General features: G+C 65.2%; 27 protein-coding genes. 12 read left to right on the forward strand and 15 right to left on the reverse strand.

Annotated elements, in window-relative coordinates:
- Positions 1-68 precede the first annotated feature (68 nt).
- A complete protein-coding gene (locus tag C100_RS34100) occupies positions 69-1,136 on the forward strand; it encodes a fatty acid desaturase family protein (protein WP_024019530.1) in 1,068 nt (355 codons plus the stop codon).
- 180 nt (positions 1,137-1,316) lie between these two features.
- On the opposite strand, the gene lptG is transcribed toward C100_RS34100, so the two are convergent.
- Both lptG and lptF read right to left on the reverse strand, forming a co-directional pair.
- Complete coding sequence (lptG, locus tag C100_RS34105) at positions 1,317-2,417, reverse strand: LPS export ABC transporter permease LptG (RefSeq protein WP_024019531.1); 1,101 nt, start codon at positions 2,415-2,417, stop codon at positions 1,317-1,319.
- Positions 2,418-2,420: 3 nt separating this feature from the next.
- Complete coding sequence (gene lptF, locus C100_RS34110) at positions 2,421-3,629, reverse strand: LPS export ABC transporter permease LptF (RefSeq protein WP_024019532.1); 1,209 nt, start codon at positions 3,627-3,629, stop codon at positions 2,421-2,423.
- Positions 3,630-3,759: 130 nt separating this feature from the next.
- Here lptF and C100_RS34115 point away from each other — a divergent pair, with 130 nt between their 5' ends.
- Positions 3,760-4,254, forward strand: a complete 495-nt coding sequence (locus tag C100_RS34115) for a DUF2141 domain-containing protein (RefSeq protein ID WP_031309265.1) — start codon at positions 3,760-3,762, stop codon at positions 4,252-4,254.
- A 9-nt stretch (positions 4,255-4,263) separates the two neighbouring features.
- Entirely contained in the window at positions 4,264-5,232 is a 969-nt protein-coding gene (locus C100_RS34120; RefSeq protein WP_024019534.1) for a diacylglycerol/lipid kinase family protein, read from the forward strand.
- Between the two features lie 160 nt (positions 5,233-5,392).
- Here C100_RS34120 and C100_RS34125 read toward each other — a convergent pair whose 3' ends face one another.
- From C100_RS34125 to C100_RS34155, 7 genes are all read right to left on the reverse strand, one after another.
- The gene (locus C100_RS34125) at positions 5,393-5,914 is read right to left on the reverse strand and encodes a DUF2239 family protein (RefSeq protein ID WP_024019535.1); all 522 of its coding nucleotides are present in this window, start codon (positions 5,912-5,914) and stop codon (positions 5,393-5,395) included.
- A gap of 65 nt (positions 5,915-5,979) precedes the next feature.
- Positions 5,980-6,756 (reverse strand): exodeoxyribonuclease III, encoded by a 777-nt coding sequence (gene xth, locus C100_RS34130; protein WP_031309266.1) that lies wholly within the window; start codon positions 6,754-6,756, stop codon positions 5,980-5,982.
- 99 nt (positions 6,757-6,855) lie between these two features.
- Positions 6,856-7,182, reverse strand: a complete 327-nt coding sequence (gene erpA, locus C100_RS34135; RefSeq protein ID WP_024019537.1) for an iron-sulfur cluster insertion protein ErpA — start codon at positions 7,180-7,182, stop codon at positions 6,856-6,858.
- 80 nt (positions 7,183-7,262) lie between these two features.
- Positions 7,263-7,991 carry a M23 family metallopeptidase gene (locus C100_RS34140; protein ID WP_031309267.1) on the reverse strand — a complete coding sequence of 243 codons (729 nt, stop codon included), beginning with the start codon at positions 7,989-7,991 and terminating at the stop codon, positions 7,263-7,265.
- A 105-nt stretch (positions 7,992-8,096) separates the two neighbouring features.
- The gene (locus C100_RS34145; protein ID WP_037530206.1) at positions 8,097-8,903 is read right to left on the reverse strand and encodes a ferritin-like domain-containing protein; all 807 of its coding nucleotides are present in this window, start codon (positions 8,901-8,903) and stop codon (positions 8,097-8,099) included.
- 11 nt (positions 8,904-8,914) lie between these two features.
- Positions 8,915-9,376, reverse strand: a complete 462-nt coding sequence (gene bcp / locus C100_RS34150; protein ID WP_024019540.1) for a thioredoxin-dependent thiol peroxidase — start codon at positions 9,374-9,376, stop codon at positions 8,915-8,917.
- Positions 9,376-12,066 carry a bifunctional [glutamine synthetase] adenylyltransferase/[glutamine synthetase]-adenylyl-L-tyrosine phosphorylase gene (locus C100_RS34155; RefSeq protein WP_031309269.1) on the reverse strand — a complete coding sequence of 897 codons (2,691 nt, stop codon included), beginning with the start codon at positions 12,064-12,066 and terminating at the stop codon, positions 9,376-9,378. The genes bcp and C100_RS34155 overlap by 1 nt, the downstream gene beginning before the upstream one ends.
- An 80-nt stretch (positions 12,067-12,146) precedes the next feature.
- On the opposite strand from C100_RS34155, the gene C100_RS34160 reads away from it, so the two are divergent.
- Positions 12,147-12,338, forward strand: coding sequence for a hypothetical protein (locus C100_RS34160; RefSeq protein ID WP_024019542.1), 192 nt, complete (start codon positions 12,147-12,149; stop codon positions 12,336-12,338).
- Between the two features lie 76 nt (positions 12,339-12,414).
- Complete coding sequence (locus tag C100_RS34165; protein ID WP_024019543.1) at positions 12,415-12,768, forward strand: hypothetical protein; 354 nt, start codon at positions 12,415-12,417, stop codon at positions 12,766-12,768.
- Between the two features lie 3 nt (positions 12,769-12,771).
- Here the strand turns inward: C100_RS34165 and ypfJ are convergent, their stop codons facing one another.
- Positions 12,772-13,653, reverse strand: coding sequence for a KPN_02809 family neutral zinc metallopeptidase (gene ypfJ, locus C100_RS34170; RefSeq protein WP_031309270.1), 882 nt, complete (start codon positions 13,651-13,653; stop codon positions 12,772-12,774).
- A 145-nt stretch (positions 13,654-13,798) separates the two neighbouring features.
- Between ypfJ and C100_RS34175 the strand changes: the two genes are divergently transcribed.
- From C100_RS34175 to C100_RS34185, 3 genes are all read left to right on the forward strand, one after another.
- Positions 13,799-14,992 (forward strand): DUF3734 domain-containing protein, encoded by a 1,194-nt coding sequence (locus C100_RS34175; protein ID WP_024019545.1) that lies wholly within the window; start codon positions 13,799-13,801, stop codon positions 14,990-14,992.
- Positions 14,989-15,780: a 3-hydroxybutyrate dehydrogenase gene (locus tag C100_RS34180; RefSeq protein WP_024019546.1), complete on the forward strand. Its 792-nt coding sequence runs from the start codon at positions 14,989-14,991 to the stop codon at positions 15,778-15,780. Before C100_RS34175 ends, C100_RS34180 begins: the two co-directional genes overlap by 4 nt.
- A gap of 111 nt (positions 15,781-15,891) precedes the next feature.
- Positions 15,892-17,247 carry an amidohydrolase gene (locus C100_RS34185; protein ID WP_031309271.1) on the forward strand — a complete coding sequence of 452 codons (1,356 nt, stop codon included), beginning with the start codon at positions 15,892-15,894 and terminating at the stop codon, positions 17,245-17,247.
- 88 nt (positions 17,248-17,335) lie between these two features.
- Here the strand turns inward: C100_RS34185 and bdcA are convergent, their stop codons facing one another.
- Positions 17,336-18,049 (reverse strand): SDR family oxidoreductase, encoded by a 714-nt coding sequence (gene bdcA, locus C100_RS34190; RefSeq protein WP_031309272.1) that lies wholly within the window; start codon positions 18,047-18,049, stop codon positions 17,336-17,338.
- A 72-nt stretch (positions 18,050-18,121) separates the two neighbouring features.
- On the opposite strand from bdcA, the gene C100_RS34195 reads away from it, so the two are divergent.
- A complete protein-coding gene (locus C100_RS34195) occupies positions 18,122-18,715 on the forward strand; it encodes a TetR/AcrR family transcriptional regulator (protein ID WP_024019549.1) in 594 nt (197 codons plus the stop codon).
- A gap of 38 nt (positions 18,716-18,753) precedes the next feature.
- Here C100_RS34195 and C100_RS34200 read toward each other — a convergent pair whose 3' ends face one another.
- The 4 genes from C100_RS34200 to C100_RS34215 all read right to left on the reverse strand — a co-directional run bounded on the left by C100_RS34200 (position 18,754) and on the right by C100_RS34215 (position 21,404).
- Positions 18,754-19,743 (reverse strand): nucleotidyltransferase domain-containing protein, encoded by a 990-nt coding sequence (locus C100_RS34200; RefSeq protein WP_024019550.1) that lies wholly within the window; start codon positions 19,741-19,743, stop codon positions 18,754-18,756.
- Complete coding sequence (locus C100_RS34205) at positions 19,740-20,603, reverse strand: HprK-related kinase A (RefSeq protein ID WP_031309273.1); 864 nt, start codon at positions 20,601-20,603, stop codon at positions 19,740-19,742. The genes C100_RS34200 and C100_RS34205 overlap by 4 nt, the downstream gene beginning before the upstream one ends.
- Positions 20,600-20,887, reverse strand: coding sequence for an HPr-rel-A system PqqD family peptide chaperone (locus C100_RS34210; RefSeq protein WP_031309274.1), 288 nt, complete (start codon positions 20,885-20,887; stop codon positions 20,600-20,602). Before C100_RS34210 ends, C100_RS34205 begins: the two co-directional genes overlap by 4 nt.
- A gap of 76 nt (positions 20,888-20,963) precedes the next feature.
- On the reverse strand, positions 20,964-21,404 hold the full coding sequence (locus tag C100_RS34215; protein WP_024019553.1) for a hypothetical protein: 441 nt from the start codon (positions 21,402-21,404) through the stop codon (positions 20,964-20,966).
- Between the two features lie 101 nt (positions 21,405-21,505).
- Between C100_RS34215 and C100_RS34220 the strand changes: the two genes are divergently transcribed.
- The 3 genes from C100_RS34220 (at position 21,506) to pstC (ending at position 25,355) form a co-directional block, all read left to right on the forward strand.
- The gene (locus tag C100_RS34220) at positions 21,506-22,798 is read left to right on the forward strand and encodes an ATP-binding protein (protein ID WP_037530203.1); all 1,293 of its coding nucleotides are present in this window, start codon (positions 21,506-21,508) and stop codon (positions 22,796-22,798) included.
- Positions 22,799-22,888: 90 nt separating this feature from the next.
- The gene (locus tag C100_RS34225; RefSeq protein ID WP_200866558.1) at positions 22,889-23,950 is read left to right on the forward strand and encodes a substrate-binding domain-containing protein; all 1,062 of its coding nucleotides are present in this window, start codon (positions 22,889-22,891) and stop codon (positions 23,948-23,950) included.
- Between the two features lie 10 nt (positions 23,951-23,960).
- Positions 23,961-25,355: a phosphate ABC transporter permease subunit PstC gene (gene pstC / locus C100_RS34230; RefSeq protein ID WP_024019556.1), complete on the forward strand. Its 1,395-nt coding sequence runs from the start codon at positions 23,961-23,963 to the stop codon at positions 25,353-25,355.
- Positions 25,356-25,365 lie beyond the last annotated feature (10 nt).

The raw sequence follows: 25,365 nt of genomic DNA on the forward strand, positions 1-25,365 counted from the left end.
GTGTAACAGGCTGGATATGTCATGGTGCTGCCATGAATTCAGCGCATTTGGAGATTAGGAACGCCCGCATGACAGTGCATGATCCCATTCTTGCCGCCGCGCGGCGGGCGCGCGCGGCGATCCCCGACGACAGCGCGATGCTGCGCGCCGCGGCCGATCTGGCGCGCGAATTTTCGGTCGCCAACCCCCGCATCTACTGGTCCGACCTGCTGGCGTCGGCGCTGATCGGCTGGAGCGCGCTGGCGGGCGCGATCCTGATCGACAATGTGGCGCTGGCCGTCGCCTGTGGCGTGGTGGCGATGCTGGCGCTCTATCGCGCGGCAAGCTTCATCCATGAGCTGACGCATATCCGCAAGGATGCCCTGCCCGGCTTTCGCCTGACCTGGAACCTGATCGTCGGCGTGCCGCTGATGATCCCGTCCTTCATGTATGAAGGCATCCATACGCAGCATCATGCCCGCACCCGGTACGGCACCGCGGACGATCCCGAATATCTGCCGCTGGCGCTGATGAAGCCCTGGTCGCTGCCGCTGTTCATCGTCGTCGCGTCGCTGGCGCCGGTCGGCCTGATCCTGCGCTTTGGCCTGCTGACGCCGCTGTCGCTGCTGATCCCGGCGCTGCGCCGCAAGGTGGTGGCGGAATTGTCCGCCCTGTCGATCAACCCGGCCTATCGCCGCCGCGCGCCGGAGGGCGATTTCGCCCGGATGTGGGCCTGGCAGGAAGCGGGCGCCTGCATCGTCGCGCTGGCGCTTGTGGCCAGCGTCTTCGCCTTCGGCTGGAAGCCTTTGCTGGTCTACATGGCCGTGCATTCGGCGATGACCGTCATCAACCAGTTGCGCACCCTGGTCGCCCATTTGTGGGAAAATGAGGGCGAAGCGATGACGGTGACGGCGCAATATCTGGACTCGGTCAATGTGCCGCCGCCGGGCGCGCTGCCCGCTCTATGGGCGCCGGTGGGCCTGCGTTATCATGCGCTGCACCATCTGCTGCCCAGCGTCCCCTATCATTCGCTGGGACAGGCCCATGCGCGGCTGATGACGACGCTCGACATGGATTCGCCCTATCACAAGGGCAATTACAAGGGGATGATGCCGCTGGTCGGCAAGATCGCCCGCAGCACCATGACAGCACGCTGACGGACCCACCGGACGGCAAACGCTGCCGCCCCAAATATTTTTAAGTTGCTGCTTGAAACCGTCAAGCACGCGCCCATATCGCGGTTGTTCCGGTCACTTTCCCCTCCCCCTCATGAGGACCGGGACGCCCCCTTGAGGAGGCCCCGTGCGACACCCTTGGTCGCCGGGGCCTTTTTCCTGTCATTCCTCCGTGCGGAACAGCACGGTTTCGCCGAGCAGCAGGAACAGGCAGAACGGCGCCCAGGCCGCCAGCACCGGCGGATAAGCGCCCAGATTGCCCATGGCGAGCGAGAAATTATCCGCCACGAAATAGGCGAAGCCCAGCGCCATGCCCAGCACCGCGCGCATGAAAAGCTGGCCCGAACGGGCAAGGCCGAAGGCGGCGACCGACCCGAGAATCGGCATCAGCAGCGCAGAGAGCGGTCCCGACAGCTTGTGCCACAGGCTTCCTTCCAATTCGGCGGTGGGGCGGCCCGCGTCGTGCAGGTCGGCGATGGCGTCCTGCAATTCGCCAAAGGTCAGCGCGTCGGGATCGACCTTGGCCAAAGTGAACTGGTCGGGACGGATGTCGCGGCCGAAACGGACGGTGCCGATGTCACGCATCGTGCCGCGCGCCACGTCAAACTGGCGCGCGCCCTCCAGCACCCAGCTTTTGGAGGCCGCGTCATAATGGCCCCTGGGCGCCTGCACGATCGTCGTCAGGCCGTTATTGACGCGATTATAGATTTCCACTTTGCGCAACTGAACATTGGTGCCGCGTCCCGCGACGATCGCCGCATTGACCAGATTATTGCCATCGCGCACCCAAGGGTTGGTTTTCACCCCGCTGTCGCGCGGGATCGGGCCATAATCGACCGCGTCCCACGCGCTGAGCGCCGCGGTCGACCGCGCCACGATCCGTTCGTTGAAGACGAAGCTGATGGCCGACACACCCAGCGCCGCCACGACCAGCGGCGCCAATATCTGATGGGCGGACAGGCCGGCCGCCTTCATCGAGATGATCTCGCTATTCTGGTTCAGCGTCGCCAGCATGACCAGCGTGCCCAGCAGGACCGAAAAGGGCAGGAACCGCGCGATGATCTGCGGCGCGCGCAGGCCGACATAATGCCACAGCTGCGCGTCGCCATTGCCCGGATAGGCCAGGATGTCGCCCGAATTGCCAAGCAGATCCAGCGTCTGGAGCACAATCACGAGCAGCGCCAGCACGGCGAAGGTGCGGGTCAGGAACTGCCGGACCATGTAGAGGCTGATCTGGCGCGAAGGAAAGAAATTAAGCTGCATGGGTCAGGCGGCTCCTTCCGCCGAGGCGCGTCGCCGCCCGAAACGCACCAGCCGGGCAATCTGCTTGCCCAGCTTGGCAAAGGCATATTCCAGCGCAGCGATCGGCTGGCCGCCGGGGCGATTGGCGATCACATGATACATCCAGAGCACCAGGCCGGAGGCGAACAGGAAGGGCGTCCAGAGCGCGATGATCGGATCGACCTTGCCCAGCGCGCCGACGCTTTCGCCATATTGGTTGATCTTGTGATAGGTCACGATGAATATGATGGAGAGGAAGACGCCCAGCGCCGATGTCGATCGTTTGGGCGGGATGGCAAAGGCCAGTGCAGCGAGCGGCAGCAGCAGCATGAAGACGACCTCGACCATGCGGAAATGGAAATTGGCGCGCACCTCGTTACGTAATTTGTCCGGCGTGGCGCTGTTGCGGCCGATCACCACCAGTTCGGGAATCGTCTTTTCCCGGTCCACGTCGCGGCCACGAAACGCCTCGATCCTGGGCAGGTCGATCGGCAGGTCGTGGCTGGAAAAGGAGAGGATACGCGGCGTCTTATATTTGGGCGCGTCATTGACCAGCACGCCGTCGCGCAGGCGGAAGATGATCGTGTCGGGATCATCCGTGGCCAGGAACGTCCCCTGCGCGGCGGTGACCGCGACCGACTGACCGTCGCGATTCGTCGCGCGCACGAAGATGCCTTGCAGGTTGCGACCCTGGTCGCGGCTGCGTTCGATCCGCAGGGTCATCCGCTTGCCCAGATCGGTGAATTCGCCAACCTTGATCGACGCGCCGAGCGCGCCGGATCGCAGTTCGAATCGCAAGGCTTCATAGGCGTGGCGCGAGAGCGGCTGGACGAAGCCGACAATGCCGAAATTGATCAGCGCCAGCGCGATCGCATACATATAGGGCACGCGCAAAAGCCGACCATAGGACAGGCCGACAGACCGCATCACGTCCAGTTCGGAGGACAAGGCGAGCTTGCGGAAGGCGAGTAATATGCCGAGCATCAGCCCGATCGGGATGCCGAGCGAGAGATATTCGGGCAGCATATTGGCGAGCATCCGCCACACGACGCTGACCGGCCCCCCTTCCGCCGCGACGAAATCGAACAGGCTGAGCATCTTGTCGAGCACCAGCAGCATCGCGGCGATCACCAATGTGCCCAGCATGGGCACCGCGATCAGGCGGGCGAGATAACGATCGGTGGCGGTCAGCATTCTCTAAGTCGTCGTCCCATCACCATGTTTTGGCCGCAAACCCCACCCATATGCGAGCGAGGTAGAATTGCGGGGCGAACAGGGGCTCGCCGTCCGGTCCATTCGGGTGGCTATAGCTTCCAGGAGTCTGATGGTCATGTTGAAAGTTGCAATGGGTGTCATGTCGGCAGCAGCGATGGTCGCTGCGGCACCGGCGCTGGCCCATGGGCAGGAAATTCCGAACAATCTAGAACGCTGCGGCGCCGATGCGAAGGGGCCGGCGGTGCTGGTCGATGTGCGCGGCTTTGCCGCGGCAACGGGCAAGGTGCGCGTCCAATCCTATCCCGGCACCAAGGCCGCCTGGCTGGAAAAGGGCGAATGGCTGAGCCGCATCGACGTACCAGCGAAACCCGCGAACGGAGGTATGCGCTTTTGTATGCCGGTGCCGCATCCGGGCACTTATGGCATCGCCGTGCGGCACGACCGCGACGGCAATGGCAAGACCGACATTTCGCGCGATGGCGGCGGTTTTTCCAACAATCCGTCGATCAACATCTTCAACCTGGGCAAGCCGAGCGTGAGCAAGGCTGCGTTCCAGGTCGGTCCCGGCGTGACGAAAATCACGATCAACCTCAAATATATGTGATCCCGAACCATGGTGTGCGTCGCGCTTTTGTCCAATCCCAAATCCACGGGCAACCGGCAGTCGCTTCCGCGCGTGCGCAGCTATTGCGCCAGCAACCCCGACATTTTCCACTATGAAGTGGAGCATGTCGACCAGATCGGCCGGGCGTTCCAGACGATCGCCCGCGTCGATCCCACCGTTATCGTCATCAATGGCGGCGACGGCACGGTGCAGGCGTCGCTCACCGAACTCTATCAGGGCGAGCATTTCACGGGCCGGGTTCCGCCGATCGCGGTGCTGCCCAATGGCAAGACCAACCTCATCGCGCTCGACCTTGGCATCCATGGCGACCCGATCAAGGCGCTGGAGCGAATCGTCGAGATCGCCAAGTCGGGCGTCGATGACCATGTCGTCGCGCGCGAACTGATCGCCTTGTCGGATGGCGCCGTCGGCAGCCGGCCGGTGCTGGGCATGTTCCTGGGCGGCGCGGGCCTGGCCGATTACATGCTTTATTGCCGCAACCAGATTTATCCGCTCGGCCTTTCCAACGGCCTGAGCCATTTCATCACGGCTTTGGCGGTGATCGTGTCGCTGCTGTTCGGTATTCGCGCCCGGTTCCTGCCGCCGTCGAGCAAGCCGGTCAGCATCTCGCTGATCCGCGACGGCCAGATCGCCGGCCGCTTCGCGGTGCTGATCGTCACGACGCTGGAACGGTTGCTGCTGGGCGTCCAGCCGGGAGACAGCAGCCGCGGCAACATGAAGCTGATGGCGGTGGACCAGAATCTCCCGGCGCTGCTGCGGCTGGTCTGGGCCAGCCTGTTCAAGCAGATGGGCAAGGCGCGGATGCAGGGCATTCACCTGGAACAGGGCGACATCATCCGCATCGAAGGCGACCATAGCAGCGTCATCCTTGACGGCGAACTGTTCGAAGCGTCGGAGGGCCGGCCCATCGTGCTGCGCTCGACCAAGCCGGTGCCCTTCCTGCGGCTGGCGGCGTAAGACCGGGGCAAAACGGCTCTTCCGATCGGTGTGCTTGGTGACTGGGGTGGGAAGTGGAATGACGCTGGAGCCTCAGTGGGTCTGGCGCGTCATTGCCTGAGATCCCAGCTTTCGCTGGGATGACGGAATATCCTCGTTCCCGCCCTCCCGCCATTTCTTCTCAGGCTGAAAAAGCCGGCGTCGCCAGCGCGCGGGCGTGGTCGCGGATGCCGGACGGCCAATCGCCCGACAGCGAAATATACAGTTCTTCGTCCCGCGCGTAGAGCGCGCGGATCGCCGCTTCATAGCCGGGCCGGTCGCCCGCCATGGCGGTCACGAAATGATAGGCGGCGTCCATCGCGGCGCGCGGGCTGGGCGCGGCGATGCTGGCCTTGCGCGCGGCTTCGACCAGTTTGCGCAGGGTTGCCGACGCGCCGCCCGGCTGCGCCGCCAGCCAGTCCCAATGGCGTGGCAGCAGGGTCACCTCGCGCGGCTGGACGCCCAGTTTCGGGCGGCCCCTGCCCCTGGGCGCCTCCGCCGCCGGATCGCGCAGATCAATATCGACCTGCCGTCCTGTGCTGTCGTCGAACAGCAGAATATTCTGCGCCTCGTCGCCCATGGCGCGCAGCGCGTCACGCACTTCCGCCTCATCGCCGGTCGCGATCCACAGGTCGCCTGCAAAGGCCGTCAATGTTCGTTCCATGCCAAATTCCCTTCGGCACGGCCATTATTACCCGGATTTATTTATGTCAATATACCCGGATGAAATTATGCAGGTCGTAGTTCAACCCAGGTCGGCGCATGATCGCTCGCCTTTTCCCGGCCGCGAAAATCCCGGTCGACCTGGGCGTCGATCAGGCGATCGGCGGCGGACGGGCTGAGCAGCAGATGGTCGATGCGGAAACCCGCGTCGCGCGGCCAGCTGTTCGCCTGATAGTCCCAGAAGGTCCATACGCCGCCCGCGGGATGACGGCTGAGGATCGCGTCGGTCCAGCCATCCCCCAGCAGCCGGCGATAGGCTGCACGGCTTTCGGGCTGCATTAGCGCATCGTCCTGCATCGCCTTGACCGAGAATGTGTCCACATCGCGGGGAATGACATTATAATCGCCGGCCAGGATCGCAGGAACTTCCTCCGCCCAGATTTCCGCCGCACGGTCGCGCAGGCGCTTCATCCAGCGCAGCTTATAATCGAACTTCGGGCCGGGCTGCGGATTGCCGTTGGGCAGGTAGATGGATGCGACGCGCACACCCTTCACATCGGCTTCCAGATAGCGGCTATGCTCATCCTCCGGCTCGCCGGCCAGCCCGCGCCGCACTTCGACCGGGGTTTCGCCCCGCGCCAGAATGGCGACGCCGTTAAACCCCTTTTGCCCGTGCCAGATCGCGCCATAGCCCGCATCCTCTATGTCCTTGGCCGGAAAGGTTTCGTCGCTGGTCTTGATCTCCTGAAGGCAGGCGACATCGGGCCGCGTTTCGTCCAGCCATTCCAGCAGACGCGGCAGGCGCGCCTTGATGCCGTTGATGTTGAAGGTGGCGATGCGCATCATGTCTCTCTCTTCCATTTGCCTATCCTTTGAACAAAGGACGGGCGTTGAGCAAGCACGCGCCGTGGCGCGACAGGCTCAAGGCAGAGAAAGCGCCGATCAGACCGAGAAGCTGGTTCCGCAGCCGCAGCCGGCGGTGGCGTTGGGGTTCGTGACCTTGAACGCCGCGCCGCCCAGGTCCGACACGAAATCGACGGCCGACCCACGCACCAGGTCGATGCTGACATCGTCCACCACCAGGGTCACACCGTCGCGCTCGACCGACAGATCGTCCGCCTCGACCAGATCGGCGAGGCCGAAGCGATATTGGAAGCCCGAACAGCCGCCGCCCTCCACCGACAGGCGAAGAATGGCGGGCTTGCCCTGTTTGGCGGCAATCGCCGCCACGCGGGCGGCGGCGGAAGGGGTGAGATCGATGTCGGCCATGATGCCCTAGATAGGAATAGACAAAAGGCCCGGCAACCCATCAGGTGCCGGGCCTTTTGCGAATTTCGGGAAGGGCCGGATCAGTCGGCCGCCTTTTCCTCGGCCTTGGTCGGACCGCCCATGGCGACCGGCGGCTTCGTGTTCATCGCAACCAGATAGTCGGGGCCGGCGACAAAGGGGATCGGATTGATTGCGGCGCCGTCGACGCGGACTTCATAATGAAGATGGCTGCCGGTCGAGCGGCCGGTCGAGCCCATCAGGCCGATGATCTGACCGCGCTTCACATAGCTGTTGGGGCTGACAAGCAGTTTCGACATATGGCCGTAGCGCGTTTCCATGCCGCTGCCATGCGTGATCTGGACCAGATTGCCATAGCCATTGGCCCAGCCGGCGCGACTGACGACACCGTCGGCAGTGGCGTAGATGGGGGTGCCGGTCGGACCGGGAATGTCGATGCCCTTGTGCATCCGGGCGCCGCCGTTGAACGGGTCCGAACGGACGCCGAAGTTGGAGGTCAGCGTCAGCTTGGCGACCGGGCGACCCGAGGGGATATAGGCCGACGCCTTGGGCGTGCCGTCAAGGCGCTGGAGGCTGGCGAAAAGATTGGAGAAGGCCGCGTCATTCTGGCCCGGCTGAGCCGCGCTGGCCGGCACCTCCCCATAGGGATCATCATCGTCGGTCGATGCCTGGACCGGAACCGCGGCGCAGAGGACAGCGACAACGCCGAGCGATCCAGCCATTTTTAAAAATTTCGACGCGGACCGGAACATGTTTGATGCGCGCGCATTGACCGAGTGTAGAACCGACATGCAGACCCCGACTATCCACCGGAGACTTATACCTCTCGGTGCGTTTTGTTTCATATTTGGCGACCTGGGCCGCCCCCGCTGATTGTGCAGACTGCAAATTGCGGATCAGGTTGCAAGCGCGGCGTAGTAATCTTCGGTCAGACCGGCCTGCCGACGCGCCGAGTCGTTGAACGGCGGCTTAACGCTGCCGCGAAAATGGCGTTTCACCAGCATTTGATAGTGGTTCGCGGCATTTACGCCCAATCTGTTCGTCGCCCAGTTGAACCAGCTCGTCCCTGCGGCGACATGGCGAATTTCGTCCGTCATAATGCGGCGCAATATGCTGGCGGATGTCATGTCGCCAACCGCTTCGAAGCGCGCGACCGTGGCGGGCGTGATGTCGAGCGCCCGCGCCTCCAGCACCATCGGCACCACCGCCAGCCGGGCCAGCGCATCGCCGGCGGTTGCGCTGGCGGCCTCCCACAATCCGTCATGGGCAGGCAAGGCGCCATAATGGCTGCCCATTTGCCGCAACCGCCGGTCGAGCAGCGCGAAATGCATCGCCTCTTCCGCGCCAACCCGCATCCAGTCGTCGACGAAGGCCGCTGGAAAAGCTTCGCCAAAGCGGCCGATCAGGTCGAAGGCGAGGTCGATCGCGACGAATTCGATATGCGCCAATGCGTGGAGCATGGCGATCCGGCCCCGGTCCGACCCCATCTTGCCGCGCCGGGGCATCTGGACAGGCGAGAGCAATAACGGCGATGCGGGCCGCGCGGGCCGGTCGGGCAGCGGCGTGTCGAACCGCGCGGCCAGCCGGCCCAGCCGCCAGGCGCGCGCCACGGACCGGGCCGCCATCAGTTTCGCATAATGATCGGGCGTCAGCAGCACATGGGCGCAGGCCGCACCCACGTCCTCAATCTGCGTTGGAGCGATCGGGGCGGGCGTCAAAGCGCCTTCACCGCCTCCAGCACCTGTTCGGCATGGCCCTTCACCTTGACCTTGGGCCAGACGCGCAGGATCGTGCCGTCTGCGCCGACCAGGAAGGTCGCCCGTTCGATCCCCATATATTTGCGGCCATAGAGCGATTTTTCGACCCAGGTGCCGAACGCCTGGCACGCCGCGCCCGGCTCATCCGACGCCAGGATGACGCTGAGACCATATTTTTCCGAGAATTTCTTGAGCTTTGCCGGCTTGTCCCTGGAAATGCCGATCACCGGCACGCCCGACGCCGCATATTCGTCGGCCAGGGCGGTGAAATCCTTCGCTTCGTTGGTGCAGCCGGGCGTGTCCGCCTTGGGATAGAAATAGACGACGAGCGGCTTGCCCCGATAATGATCCAAGGTGAAATCCACGCCGTCCGCGTCCTTCAACTCGACCGCCGGGATGGCGTCCCCCTGTTCCAGCATCACATGTCCTCCTGATAGGGCTCCGCGAGCGCGGCCCAGGCTTCGCTCACGCATTGCCGCGCCTGCGCGTAGCTTGCAAGCAGCCCGTCCCAATCCTTTGCCCCGCAGGCGCGGGCCAGCAGCGACCGGGTCGCCGCCGGCGGCTCGGTCGATTTGGGCGAAACCAGGCGCGAGACGATCAGATAGCAGGTGATGAGGTCATGGGCGGCGATCAACTCCGAGGACAGATGCCCGGCCGCGACCAGCTCCGCCAGCGCCAGCGACAGGTCGGGATGAAAGGCCATACCGTGCCGGAACTGGGAGACGTGGATCAGGAATTCCAGATCGACCAGGCCGCCCGGCACCAGCTTGACGTCCAGATCGCTCGCCGGCGGCTTGTGCCGGGCGATGTCGCCACGCATCTTGACCGCCTGCCGCGCCAGCGCGCCGAAATCGCGCGGACGACGCAGGGTTTCGGCGAGGATCGCTTCGAGCGCAGCGCGCGCGGCGGGCGATCCGAACACCGGCCGCGCGCGGGTCAGCGCCAGATGTTCCCAGGTCCAGGCCTCCTCCCGCTGATACCGCGCGAAACTGTCCAGGCTGACCGCCAGCAACCCCTGCGCGCCCGAAGGGCGCAGGCGGGTATCGACCTCATAGAGCGGGCCGGACGCGGTATGGACCGACAGCGCATTGGTGATGCGCTGTCCCAGCCGGTTGAAATAATGGGTCGCGCCCAAGGGCTTTGGACCATCGGATTCGGTCGAGAAATCGCCGGTGAAAAGATAGATCAGGTCAAGGTCGGACGCGTGGGTCAGTACACCGCCGCCCAGCCGCCCCAAGGCCAGGATGAGCATCTCGCCGCCCGGCACCTTGCCATGGGCGGCCTCGAACTCCGCCACCGTCGCGGCGGCCAGCGCCTCGATGGCGGCCTGGGCCACACGGGCATAGCCCCTGCCCGCCTCCAGCGGATCGCCGCCGCGGATGATCTGCACGCCCAGCGCGAAGCGGCGGTCGCCCACCCGCTGGCGGACGCGATCGAGCAGGGTCTGATAATCCTCCCCGACTTCCAGCATCGCGAATTGGCGCGTCAGCAGGTCCACCGCCGGCGGCGGATCGAAAGCGGTGGCGTCGATCAGGCCGTCAAGCAGTTCGGCCCGCCGTCCGAGCGCGTCCGCCAGCGTCGGCGCGTGGCTGAGCAGTTCGGCCAGCAACTCCACCAGTGCGGGGCGCGCGGCGAGCAGTTTGAAGAAATTGATCGCACTCGGCAGGCGGCCGATCATGTCGTCGAGCCGGTTGAGCGCGCGCGAGGGATCGGGCGCCAGGGCCAGCGCGCGCATGAGACCGGGCAGCAATGTTTCCAGCGCCTCACGCGAAGGGGCGCTGCGCAACGCACGCACGGTGCCGCCGCGCCAGCGACCGATGCGGGCCAGCGGCGTTTCAGGATCGACAAAGCCCATGTCGACCAGTTGCGCCTTGAGCCGGTCCTCGTCGCGCGACAGGGAGGCGTCCTCCCGTTCCGGACTCAACCGGTCATAGTTGCGGCCGACCCATTCGACCTGCGGGCGCAACAGGTCCAGCAGCGCCGCGCCGTCGGCCAGGCCGTGGAGCCGCGCGACATTGTCGATGCCTTCTGCGGTGGGCGGCAGTTCATGGGTCTGGCGGTCCTCCACCATCTGCAACCGATGCTCGATTGTGCGGAAAAGGACATAGGCCTCGTCCAGCCGGGCGGCGACATCCGCCTCTATCACCCCGCCGGTCGCCAGCGCTCGCAGCGCCTCCCGCGTGTTGCCCGATCGCAAGGCGGGGTCACGGCCGCCATGGATAAGTTGATGAACCTGGGCGAAAAATTCCACCTCGCGAATGCCGCCACGGCCGCGCTTGAGGTCATAGCCCGGCCCAAAGGCCTGGCCCTGCGCATAATGGTCGCGGATGCGGCGGGATATGTCGACGATCGCGTCGATCGCGCCGAAATCCAGGCTTCTGCGCCAGACGAAGGGGCGGATCTGGCGCATGAAATAGTCGCCCAACGCCAAATCACCAGCCGCCGGCCGCGCGCGGATGAAGGCCGCCTGCTCCCAGCCCAATGCGGTCGATTCATAATAGCCGATCGCCGCCTCCACCGGCAGGGCGATCGGCGTCGCTTCGGGCGAGGGCCGCAGCCGCAGATCCACGCGAAAGACATAGCCGTCGCCGTCACGCGCGGCGAGCAGTTCGCTGACCCGCCGCCCAAGGCGCACGGCGGCGTCGGCCACATCCTCCCGCGCGCCATGCGGCAAGGTGGTGGGGTCATAGAGCAGGATTGGGTCGATGTCGGACGAATAATTGAGTTCGCGGCTGCCATGCTTGCCCAGCGCCAGCACGACGAAGCCCCTATGTCCGGCGTCGGGATAGCGTTCCTGCATCGCCGCGGCGAGCGCTTCCTCCAGCGCCTCGTCAGCGAAATCCGACAGGGTTTGCGTGACGCGGTCCAGATTCCAGGCGCCGGACAGGTCCGCCCCCGCAACAGCAAGCGCGATCGCACCGCGCCGCCGCCGCAGCGACCGGGCGATGCCATCCTGTGGATCGGCCACTGCGCGCGCCGCCGTCAGCGCGCCGTCCATGTCGCCCTGCGCCAATTGCCCTGCAACGTTGGGGAAGCGATCAAGCGCCCGCGCCAGGAAAGGCGAATGCGCCCGGATGCGCGCTTGGATTTGCGGCCAGTTCGACACCATCTTCTCCCTTTCCGGCGCGATATCGCGTGCGAATGCGACAAACGCCAGCAACTTTTCAGCGACATGGCCGTTTCGGACATATGGAAATGCACCGCAAAACGCTCGGCCGATCGGCACTGGGACGGGATGGCGAACTCGGTCGCATCGTGACGGTCGGCCTGCCTGCGCCTTATGAAGGTGTCGGCAAGGCGCTGCGCTCCACTTATTCGCCGCCGCGCGATTCGCTGCCCGACGACATGATGGCGCTGCTGGCAAAGCTCGACAGGCACTGAGGGCGCAGGACTTTTTTTACCCGTTTCGGGGATAAGGCGGCATCCTCCCTTCGGGTCGCACAAGGGTCGCCTGCCAATGCTGTATCGCAACTTCGCCATCGCAACCTTGATCGCCGCGCCGCTGATCGTGCTGGCGATCCAGAATTTCCTGCCTCAGCCAGGGGGCGCGCCGCGATCCGAAGAGGCAGCGCCCCATCCCGACGCGCCGCCGCCGGTCCCCGTGCCGGTCGCGCCGCCCGTCGTCACGCCTGGAGCGCCCGCCATGCCTGAGCCAGCCCCCAGCTTTGGCCAGCCGATGGCGGACGCGGGCGCGCCGATGCTGGCGCCGGGCCAGGGCCTGCCCGCGGCGCCCGTTGCTTCCAGCGATGGCGGGAACCCCTATACATCGGCGGAAGCTGCCCCGCCCGGCTCCCCCAACGCCGAGAAATAAAGCTCAAAGCGCGCCCTGAAAGGTGTCGCACTGGGCCGGGTCGCCGGTCGACAGCCCCTTGCGCAGCCATTGCATCCGCTGGGCGCTGCTGCCGTGGGTGAAGCTTTCGGGCACGGGGCGCCGGCCAGCCGCCTTTTGCAGCGTATCGTCACCGATGGCTTCGGCCGCCCGCATCCCTTCCTCCAGATCGCCCGGCTCCATCAAATTGGTGTCGCGCGCCGCCCAGACCCCCGCATAGCAGTCCGCCTGCAATTCCATCTTTACCTGAAGCGCGTTGCCGTCCGCTTCCGAAGCGCGTTGCTGCGCCTTGCGGATGCGGTCCGCTTCGCCGGTGATGGTCTGGATATGATGGCCGACCTCATGCGCGATGATATAGCCGATCGGGAAGTCGCCCGGCGCGTTGAAGCGGGTTTCCATCTCGCGGAAAAAATCCGTGTCGAGATAGATGCGCCGGTCGGCCGGGCAATAGAAAGGCCCCATCGCCGATTGCGCCGCACCGCAGCCCGACTGACCGTTCTGGCTGTAGAACACCAGCGTGGGTGGCGGATATTGCTCGCCCTCGGCCTTGAAAATGTCGCTCCAGCGCCGTTCGGTCGATCCGAGCACCTTGAGCGAGGTGCGTTGCACATCCGTCAATTCCGCAGGGGTGGGGCGTTGCGTCTGGACCGGCTGTCCGCCCTCCCCGCCGCCGACCAGGCTGAGCGGGTTCATGCCCATCACCACCATGATGATGAGCACGACGGCAATGCCGCCGCAACCGAATCGGCTGCCGATCAGGGGCAGCAACATGCCAAGGCCGCCGCCCAGACCGCCACCGCCAAACCCGCCGCCCCGGCCCTGCTGCACCTCGAAATGGCTGCTTTCCTGTTCGTCGTCGAGCCGCATCGCGTCCTCCCTTTGCCGGCCATTGCCTACGCGATTCATCGCGCGCGGGAAACCGCTCCCCACCCGGAAGGTTGCGCCAGACCGCTGTTTTATTACGAGACATTAAGTTGGATTGCGCGCGCCAAAGCCTATATTGCACTGCGACATGGCAGATACCGAACCCAAGCGCGCACAGACCCGGCCGCTCCGCCGCGCCCGCACATCGCTCGCCCTTCCCCGCGAAGTCGCCCTTCTGCTTCAGGGAGGTGGCGCGCTCGGATCGTTTCAGGCAGGCGTCTTCGACCGGCTGGACGAACTGGGCATCGACATCAGCTGGGTCGCGGGCATTTCGATCGGCGCCGTCAATGCAGCGATCATCGCCGGCAACGAGCCGCACCGGCGCCTCAGTCGCCTCAAGAAATTCTGGTACACCGTATCGGGCGGGATGCCCAATATCGTCCTGCCCGAAATCGACCATATCCGCGAAGCGGCGCATCTGGGCGCTGCGGCGACCGTGGCGACGTTCGGCGTGCCGGGCATGTTTCGCCCCCGCCTGTGGCCCGCCCCGCTGATGCCCGAAGGCACGCCGGGCGCGATCAGCTTCTATGACAGCACCCCCCTGAAAGACACGCTCGACGCCTGCATCGACTGGGAACTGCTCAATGACGGACCGGTCCGTCTGTCGGTAGGCGCGGTCGATGTCGAAACGGGCAATTTCGCCTATTGGGACACGCGCGGCCCCGGCGGCAACACGCGGATCGACGCGCGCCACATCATGGCGTCGGGCGCCCTGCCCCCCGGCCTGCCGCCGATCGAGATTGACGGGCGCTGGTATTGGGATGGCGGCATCGTGTCCAACACGCCGCTCGCCCATGTGCTCAATCACCAGACCGAGGACATGCTGGTCTTTCAGGTCGATCTGTTCCCGGCCGAAGGGCCGATGCCGCGCCAGATGACCGGCGTCTATTCGCGCATGAAGGACATTCAATATAGCAGCCGCACCCGTCAGGTGACTGACCAGTATCTGCGCCTGCGACGGGAGCATGGCGCGATCAAGGCGTTGCTGGACAAACTGCCCGCCGAAATGCAGGATTCGACCGAAGCGCAGGCGTTGCGCCAATGCCTGGACCAGGGATCGGTCAACATCGTCCACCTGATCTATCGCTCGCGCAATTGGGAAAGCGGCGCCAAGGACTTCGAATTTTCCCGCTCCACCATGCTCGACCATTGGAGCCAAGGCCGCGATTCGGTGGAGGAAGTGATGCACAAGGGCGACCTGATCGCCCGCAACATCCTCAACGGCAAGAGCGCGAGCTTCGACCTCGACGCACCCGATCATCTCAAGGAGAAAAAGGCATGAGCACCTCTCTGTCAGGCAAGACCGCGCTGATTACCGGCTCCACGTCCGGCATCGGCCTTGCCTATGCCAAGGCGCTGGCCGGCGAAGGCGCCAATGTCGTCATCAACGGCTTTGGCGACAAGGACGCGATCGAGCAGGAGCGACTGGGCCTCGAAAAGCTCTCCGGGGCCAAGGCGCTCTATTCCGGTCATGACCTGACCAAGGTCGACCAGATCGAAACGATGATGAAGGAAGCGGCCGACGCTTTTGGTGGCATCGACATCCTGATCAACAATGCCGGGATGCAGCATGTCGCCCCGGTCGAGGAATTTCCGCTCGACAAGTGGGACCTCATCATCGCGCTCAACCTCAATGCCGCCTTCCATACAACCCGGCTTGCCGTGCCCTATATGAAGGAAAAGAAGTGGGGCCGCATCATCCAGACCGCGTCCGCCCATTCGCTGGTCGCCTCTCCCTTCAAGAGCGCCTATGTGACCGCCAAGCACGGCCTGGCGGGCTTCACCAAGACGGTGGCGCTGGAAGTCGCAACCTTTGGCATCACCGCCAACTGCATCTCGCCCGGCTATGTCTGGACGCCGCTGGTCGAAAACCAGATCCCCGACACGATGAAGGCGCGGGGGATGACGCGCGAGCAGGTGATGAACGACGTGCTGCTGGCCGGCCAGCCGACCAAGCAGTTCGTCACCGCCGAAGAGGTCGCGGCGACCGCGCTCTATCTGTGCAGCGATGCCGCCGCGCAGGTGACAGGCGCGAACCTGAGCATCGACGGCGGCTGGACCGCGCAATAACGCGGCAACGCCGAGGCCCAAGCCGGCAGCATATGCGCAAGAGGTGAAGACACCCCCTTCACCCTTGCGCAAATCGCCTTATGCTCATGCGCAGCAAGGGAGATCATGCATATGCGCCACGCGCTCACGACCGTTCTGGCCGCCGTCAGCTTCACGTCCATCGCCGCCGCCCAGACGCCGCCGGAAACCCCGCCCGTAACGCCGCCCGCGCAAAGCGAGATCGGCGCGGCGGTGGCCAAGGACATGGACGCCATGATGGCGCTTTACCGCGACCTGCACGCCAACCCGGAATTGTCGCTCAAGGAAGTCAACACCGCGGCCAAGCTGGCCAAGCGGCTGAAGGCGTTGAAATATGACGTGACCGAGAAGGTCGGCGGCACCGGCGTCGTGGCGGTGATGAAGAATGGCACAGGTCCGGTGCTGCTGATCCGCGCCGACATGGACGCGCTGCCGGTGGTGGAGCAGACCGGGCTGGACTTCGCCTCCAAGGTTCGCACCAAGACGCCCGAGGGCGTCGAGACCGGCGTCATGCACGCCTGCGGCCATGATACCCATATGACGGCCTTCATCGAGACGGCGAAGCTGCTCGCGGCGCGCAAGGATCAGTGGAAGGGGACGCTGGTCATGATCCTCCAGCCCGCAGAGGAAGTGGGCAAGGGCGCGCGCGACATGCTGGAGGACGGACTTTACACCCGCTTCCCGCGGCCGACCCATGCGCTCGCCTTTCATGATGCCGCCAATCTGGAGGCGGGGGTGATCGGCTATACACCGGGCTATGCGCTGGCCAATGTCGATAGCGTCGATATCGATGTGAAGGGCGTGGGCGGTCATGGCGCCTATCCGCAGACCGCCAAAGACCCGATCGTGCTGGGGTCGCGGATCGTGACCTCGCTCCAGACGCTCGTCAGCCGTGAACAGGACCCGCAAGACCCGGCCGTCGTTACCGTCGGCAGCTTTCAGGGCGGCGCCAAGCATAATATCATCCCGGACGAGGCGAAGCTGCTACTGACCGTGCGCAGCTATTCGGACGAGACCCGCGCGAAACTGATCGAGGGGATCAGGCGCATCGCGCGAGGCGAAGCGATCGCGGCGGGTATGCCGCAAGACAAGATGCCGGTGGTGAGCGTGAAGGACGAATTCACGCCCTCCACCTATAATCCGCCCGAATTCGCCGAGGAGATGGCGGGCTTGCTCAAGACGCATTTCCCCGACGGCCGGGTTGTCAAGACGACGGCGGTGATGGGCGGTGAGGATTTCGGCCGCTTCTATCGCGCCGACAAGAGCATCAAGAGCTTCATCTTCTGGGTCGGCGGCGTTCCGGCGGAGAAGATGGCGGCGGCGCAGGCCGGTCAGATCAGCCTGCCCTCGCTCCACAGCCCCTTCTGGGCGCCACAGGCCGACAAGGTCATCGCCACCGGTAGCGAGGCGATGACCGTGCTGGCGCTGGATATATTGAAGAAGGACTGAGGCGGTCGCATCAAGAGCGGAAGGAAGTCATCTCAGTCACTGTCCTGGATGGCTTCGCTCCGCTCTCAATGATGCAGGAGAGCGAGTGTCAGGCGCCGAAGCCGCCGTCGATCGTGTGCATGGCGCCGGTGACGATGCCCGCTTCAGGGCCGGCGAGATAGGCGGCGAGACCCGCAATCTCCTGACCCGTGGCATGGCGCTTGATTGCCATGAAGCCGTGCATGGTTTCGGCCATCGGCCCGTTCGACGGGTTCATGTCGGTATCGGTCGGGCCGGGCTGGATGATGTTGACGGTGATGCCCCGCGCACCGAAATCGCGAGCGAGGCCGCGGGCCATGCCCTGCAACGCCGACTTGGTGAGGGCATAGGCGGCACCGCCCGCAAAAGGCATACGATCCCCATTGACCGATCCGACGACGATGATGCGGCCGCCATCGGGCATCAAACGGACCGCCTCGACCGCAGCATGATAGGGCGCACGGACATTGATGTCGATCATCCGGTCCACCGCGTCGGCCTCCAGCGTCAGCGCGTCGCCCATCACCAGCGCGCCGGCATTGACGATCAATATGTCGAGCGGTCCCTGCGCAGCAACGACGTCGATCACCGCCTGACGATCGGCCGCGTCGGATTGGATCGGCGTCGCGCCGGTGTCAGCGGCCAGCGCCTGCGCAGCATCGTGCGATCCGGCATAGGTGAAGGCGACCTGCGCGCCGTCGCCAGTGAAGCGACGGACGATTGCGGCGCCGATGCCGCGGCTACCGCCGATGACAAGGGCTTTCTTCGACGTGAAATCGGTCATGTGGATCATCCTTGAGATATTTGTAATGATCGCTATATAAATTAAAAGCGGACATGTTCAAGGATTTTTATAGTGACCGTTAAAGATAAATCGAAAAGCCGCGGCAGACCCCGTGCTTTCGACCGGGAAAAGGCGCTGGAGCGGGCGCAGGCGCTGTTCCACGCACAGGGTTATGAAGGCGTCGGCGTCGCCGCGCTGGCACAGGCCATGGAAATCAATCCGCCCAGCCTTTACGCCGCCTTCGGCAGCAAGGCGGCGCTGTTCGATGAGATATTGGGCCGCTATGCGCGGGCATCGCCCCTGCTGGAGGCGCTGGATATGGCCAAGGCCAGTCCCGCGACGGTGTTAGCGGATGTGTTGCACAAGGCCGCCATCCTCTATTCGGCCGATCCAGCCACCCTGGGATGCATGGTGCTGGAAGGCGGCCGTGGCACAGACGCCGATGCGGCCTGCCGCGCGCGCGGTTGCCGGGACGCGAGCGTGCAGGCAATGCGCGACTTCGTCGCCCGCACCCACCCCGACAAGGCCGATGTGGTGGCGGATTATATGACGGCCGTGATGTCCGGCCTGTCGGCTGACGCGCGCGCGGGCCATTCGACCCAGCGCCTGACGGCGATCGCCGACATGGCGGCGCTGGCGATCAAGGCGATGCTGACGCCGGATTGAGCAGGCGGGCGAACATTCTTGTTCATGACGCCGTCGCCCTATTGCGGCCGATGCCCCTTGCGCCACTTGGTCCAGAGATGCCGCACCAGCATCTGCGGCGGCATCCGCAACCAGTGAGATCGGAGATAGAAGGCGAAGACGAGCAGCTTACGCGTCTCCCGTCCCCAGCCGTCACGGGCGAGCAAGCGGGCGCGGACCAGCCGGTCCCAGACCGTCAACCGCTCGCCATCGCCATACAGCGCTGCGGCAAGGCGGCGAGCCTGACTCACATGCCGCAGCAGACCATGGCGGTCGGCGCGCGCATCGAGCGTCCGGGGATCGGCATCCGGCAGCAGGCAATATATGTCCCACAGATTGCGCAGTCCCCCCTGCAAGTCGCCATCGGCCAGCATATGCGCAACCGAATGGACGATCCGGTCCTCGGTCGAGAGAATATATAATCCATCGGTTATCGCGACGGCGTCGGCGATCATGGCCTCCGCGTCGGGCGTCTGCCGCGCGGTGAGCGGCAGGACGGTATGATGCACGTCGATCATCCGGTCGCGGGTCCGATGGATCATCGGCGGCAATTCGTGCATCCACTGGCGATAATAAGCGTCGTCATAGGGGTCGGGCTTCACCCATTCCCAGCCCGCCGCCATCAATGCCTCCTCGACCTGCGGCATGGCCGCGCGCGGCACCAATATGTCGAGGTCACCGATGAAGCGCCCCTGCCCCGCGCGCAGGCCGGCCGCCACATAGGCCGTGCCCTTGAGCAGCAGCAACCGGACATCCAGCCCGCGCAGCGCCTGCGCCGCGCGGTCGGCTTCCCACAAGGCCTGGCGCGCTTCACGCTCCGCGTCCCGCCGCGCGTCGTCCAGGATCGGCGCCGCCGCCGCCGGCACGGCCCCGCCATCGAGCCGCCAGGCCAGCGTGCCGATCAGCCGTTCCGCGCGCGCCGCCGCGATCAGGCCGTTCCACCCGGTCGCGTCGAGCGCCGCGACCGACGCGGGATCGCGCAGCGCGCGGACCAGCAGCGCGGCGCTCACGCCAATTCATCCCACAGGCGATCGACCATATCGAACGCGGCCTCGCCCGATGGAAAGTCGATCGCGCGCGCGGGCGCGCCGGTCACGAAGCGGGTCAGGGCGGCAAAACCCGGCTCCCCCAGAGCGACATAATTGGTCGATGCCTGGGTCAGGCGCATGAACGCCTCCCCCTGTCCCACCGGCCGGACCTCCGCCTGATGGCCAAAGCGGGGGAAGAGCAGCAGCGCGGGCGCCGCGCCTTCGGTCATGCGGGCGACGGCATCGGCGCGCGGGACCATGTGGCGGATGTCGCCCTTTGCCGTGGCCCGCAGCAGCGGCCCCATCCGGTCCGCCGCCACCGCGCCTGCAACCACGTCGATCGCCCGGTTTTTCAGCGATACCAGGCGCGGAAAGGGCAGGATCGCCCCGCTGTCGAGGTCCAGCAGCGCAAATTCATCGCCCATCAGCCGCCAGCCACGCTCGCCCAGCAAGGCCGCCAGCGTCGATTTGCCGGAGCCGGACTCTCCGGTCATCACCAACGCGCGCCCGTCCTTCTCCACGCTGGAGGCATGGAGCAGCAGATGTCGTCGCCAGCCGAGCGCCATTTGCAGGTTCATGCCCATTTCAGCCGCCAGCAAGCCATGGGCCAGGCTCATCGGCGCGGCGTCGGCCAGCCCATGGTCACCGGTGATGAAGATGGACGGTCGCACCCAGCGCCGCGCCAGGCTGGTCGGCTGAAGCCGGACGGTGAAGTCGGCGATGGCGCCGCGCTGGTCGGGATAGGCGGCATAGAGCCGCGCCAATGCGTCGATCGGCGCGCGCCAGGCGGACCCGACGCGGAATGTCGCCGGGCCGATGCGCAGGGTCAGTTCATGCCTCATGCCGCGCACACCAGCCCCAGCGCCTCCAGCGCCTCCAACTGCGCAGCGACCTGCGCCAGCGCAACGTCACGCGGTCCCAGGTCATAGTCGCGCGCCAGCCGGTCATGCAGATCCGACGCCGTGACAGGCGCCCCGTCGACCATGCGCTCCAGCATTTCGGGCACGGGACTGATCACCATATGGGTCTGGCCCGACCGAGGATGGTAGAGCAGGACGAGATCGTCGAGCGGGCAGACGCGACAGGAGTCGCGGCGGTCGAGACGATAGCGCTTCATCCTGTCCATGGCCGGCCCTTCCTGCTGCATCGTCCCGCCCTGATATGGGGAATTTTTGCAATCGGCCATTGCGCCGAACGGCGGATCAGCGCGGCATCTGCAAGGAGGCGTAGCAGGTAAAGCCGCTCGTCCCCGATTGGAGGCGGCGGATATAGTTGAGATAGGCCTGATTCTGGTCGTAGCTGGTGCCAGGCAACGGGCGACCGCGCAGCGCCTGTTTCACCTGCTCCCCGGTGAAGCTGCGCCCGGTGCCGGGAAAAGCGCCCGGCGTGCCAGCGGGCACGACCTGCCCGCTGGGCGCGATATATTTGCCCGCGCGGCCCTGGTCGGGCACGGGAATGGTGCAATTGAGCACGGAGGCCGCCGTGTTGGCCAACGCCGGACGAATCGAAACGATCGCGGAAGCCGCCACCGCGCCGCCCATCAGCAATTGGCGACGCGACGCAAAGGCGCCCTCCGCCGGCTGTTCGACAATGGAGGGCTGCTGCGGCGGGAGGCCGTCCTGCTCGGGCTTCGGGTCGCTCATAAAATTCCGTTTCGCATCGCGCGCTTGCCAAAGCGTAAAGATTGCACGCTATTGGGCATCGACCATCGCAGCAATTACGCGACAAATCCAGCGCGGTAACCATGAATCGACTAAGCATTTCGCAGATCACCGCCTCCCTGGCCATGCTGTTGCTGGGCACGGGCGGCGCCTTGATGTTGGGCGCGCACCCGATCAACATCGCCCTGCCGGTCCTGGCCGGCGTCCTGGTGCTCATCATCACGTCGGGTGATGCGGGGCTTCGCCCGTCCCCCGCCCCGTCGCCGGTCGTGGTCGATCAACCCGACTTTACCGCCCATCCCGATTTTCCAAGTCTGCTGGAGGGGATTTCCGATCCGCTGATGCTAGTGGAAAAAGGACGGATCGTGCGCGCCAACCGGGCGGCGATGCGGCTGTTGGGCGCGCATATCGAGGGAGAGGATGCGCGCATCGCCATCCGCCACCCCGCCGCCGCCGAGCGATTGGCAAGCCTCGCGCCGCTGGCCGAACCGATCATGATCGAACTGGTGGGCCTCGGCACGCGCGAACAGCGCTGGCAGATGCGTGTCGCCCCCGTCGGCGCCGTGAGCGCGATGCGACGGCTGGTGCATCTGGTCGATCATAGCGGCACCCATGCCGCCGAACGGATGCGCGTCGATTTCGTCGCCAATGCCAGCCACGAACTGCGCACGCCGCTGGCGGGGATATTGGGCTTCATCGAGACGCTGGCCGATCCCGAACTGGGCAAGGATGTCGAGACCCGCCAACGCTTCCTGAAGATCATGGATGGCGAAGCCCGGCGAATGCAGCGGTTGATCGACGACCTCATATCCCTGTCGCGGATCGAAGCGGAAAAATATCGTGCGCCCGACAGCGCGGTGGACCTGAGCGAGCTGGTGGCCGAAGTGGTCGGCGTGTTCCGGTCCAGCCATGGCGAGCGGGGCCGCGACGTCGGGATGGAGATCGCCCCCGGCCTGGGTCCGGTGCTGGGCGACCGGGCGCAACTGTCACAGTTGCTGCACAATCTGATCGGCAATTCGGTGAAATATGGTCGCCCCGGCACGCCGATCCGCGTCTCGCTGGCCGAAGGGCCAAGCGGCATGGCCCGGCTGTCGGTCGCGGACGAGGGCGAAGGCATTGGTCCCGACCACCTGCCGCGCCTGACCGAGCGCTTCTATCGCGTCGATTCCGGGCGAAGCCGGGCGATGGGCGGCACGGGCCTGGGCCTGGCCATCGTCAAGCATATCGTCGAACGGCATCGTGGCCGGCTCGACATTGCGAGCACATTGGGCAAGGGCACGAGCATCAGCGTGCTTCTGCCGCCGCCCGCCGAAGAAGCCTCCGCCAGAATGGACGAGAAAAGGCGGCCTTCCGCCCTTTCCGGCACAGTGTCATGAAAATGAAACTGGAATGTCACAGAGGCGCGATGGTCCGCGACTAGTGGCCGTCTCCATGGGGGCGGCGACATGCGACTCGCGGCTTTGATGATGGAGATTCCCGTGAAGAAATTCGCCCTTCTCGCCGCTGCGGCCACAACCATGCTCAGCCTCGCCGGCTGCGGCGACCAGTCGGGCGCGGGCGGCACACGCGACCAGATTCGCGCGGTCGGATCCTCCACCGTCTATCCCTTCGCAACCGCGGCGGCCGAACTGTTCGTCCACAGCAACCCCGGCATGAAGTCGCCGATCATCGAATCGACCGGCACGGGCGGGGGCATGAAGCTGTTCTGCGCGGGCGTCGGCGCCCAGCATCCCGACATCGAGGATGCTTCGCGCCGGATGAAGAAGTCCGAATTCGACCAGTGCCAGGCCAACGGGGTCAAGGACATCATCGAAATCCAGATCGGCGTCGACGGCCTCGCCTTCGCCGAATCGAAAAAAGGTCCGGGCCTGAAGCTCACTCCCCAGATCGTCTATGAGGCGCTGGCCGCCAATCCCTATGGCAAGGGGCCGAACAAGACGCAGACCTGGAAGGATGTGGACCCGAGCCTGCCGGCGATCACCATCTCCGTCTTCGGCCCGCCATCGACCAGCGGCACGCGCGATTCGCTTGCCGAACTGATCCTTGAAAAGGGTTGCCAGAGCGACCCCGCCATGGAAGCGCTCAAGGAGAAGAATGAGGACGAATATAAGGCGACCTGCACCCGAATCCGCGAGGACGGCAAATATGTGGACTCCGGCGAAAATGACAATTTGATCGTTCAGAAGCTGGGTGCAAATCCCAATGCTGTCGGCGTCTTCGGCTTCAGCTTCCTGGAAGAAAATAAGGACACATTGCAGGATGTGCCGATCAACGGCGTCCAGGCGACCTATGAAACGGTTTCGACCGGCCAATATCCCGGCGCCCGCCCACTCTATATCTATGTGAAGAAGGCGCATATGCAGGCCGTCCCCGGCCTTCAGGCCTATATCAACACCTTCGCCGCCAACTGGGGGCCTGACGGCGCGCTGACCAAGCGCGGCATGGTCGCTTCACCCGAAGAACAGCGCAAGGCAAGCGCCGAGACGGTCAGATCCCTGGCCGTGCTCGACGGTTCCGAACTCAAATAAGCGAAGGCCCATGACCGGACCAGCCATCCTCCTGCTGCTCGCGGGCCTGGGCGCCATAGCCTGGGTCAGCGCCCGCGCGCGTGCGCTCCGGCTCCAGACCGTGGCGCGAGCCACCGGGCGGCGCGACGCCGTTCACTCGCTGCCAGGCTATCATGGCTGGTATGTCGCACTGTGGACGCTGATCCCCGCCGGCATTTTCCTGGCCGTGTGGGCCAATGTGGCGCCAGGGCTGGTGACGCAATCGGTGCTGACCGATCCGGCGGCGCAGAGCCTGCCCGCCGATGGCTTTGCCCGGTCCGCCATCCTGGGCGAGGCGCGGGCGATCGCCAGCGGGTTGCAGGCCGCCGCCTTCAATCCGGCGAGCGAAGCGCTGGTCGAGCCCTATCGCACAGCCCTGACCGAATATGGCATCGCCGGCGCGGTGCTTGCGCTGATCCTCGCTTTTGCCGGTGGCGCCTATGCCTTCACGCGCGTGCGCCCCGATTTCCGGGCGCGCACCAGGGTGGAACGGTTGGTGATGGCGTCGCTGCTGATCGCCTCGTTGCTGGCGATCATCACCACGCTGGGCATCGTCGCCTCGCTGCTGTGGGAAAGCTTCCGCTTCTTCTCGATGGTGAACCCGCTCGACTTCCTGTTCGGCGTCAAATGGAGTCCGCAGTCGGCCGCCATGGGCTATGGCAACAAGGACGCGTTCGGGGCGGTGCCATTGTTCTGGGGCACGATCTTCATCGGCGCGATCATCGCCATGATCGTCGCCATTCCGTTGGGCCTGATGAGCGCGGTCTATCTGACCCAATATGCCAGCCCCACCGTGCGCAAGTGGATGAAGCCGATGCTGGAGGTGCTCGCGGGCGTCCCCACCGTCGTCTACGGCTATTTCGCCGCGCTGACCGTCGCGCCGGCGCTGCGCGACCTCGCCGTCTCGATCGGCATCCATGGCGCATCCTCGGAAAGCGCACTGGCCGCCGGCCTGGTGATGGGCGTGATGATCATTCCCTTCGTGTCATCCATGGCCGACGACAGCATCGCCGCCGTGCCGCAGTCGATGCGGGACGGCAGCCTGGCGATGGGCGCGACCACCAGCGAGACGATCACCCGCGTTCTGGTCCCCGCCGCGCTGCCCGGCGTCGTGGGGGGCGTGCTGCTGGCCGTCAGCCGCGCCATCGGCGAAACGATGATCGTGGTGATGGCCGCGGGCCTTGCCGCCAACCTGACGCTCAATCCCTTCGCCAGCGTGACCACGGTGACGACCCAGATCGTCCAGTTGCTGACCGGTGACCAGGAGTTTGACAGCGCCAAGACGCTGGCCGCCTTCGCGCTTGGACTGGTGCTGTTCATCGTCACCCTGCTGCTCAACATCGTGGCCCTGCGGGTCGTGAAGAAATATCGCGAGGCTTACGAATAATGTCTGCCGC

It is taken from the genome of Sphingobium sp. C100 (assembly GCF_000508185.1).
In the GTDB taxonomy this organism is placed as follows: Bacteria; Pseudomonadota; Alphaproteobacteria; order Sphingomonadales; family Sphingomonadaceae; genus Sphingobium.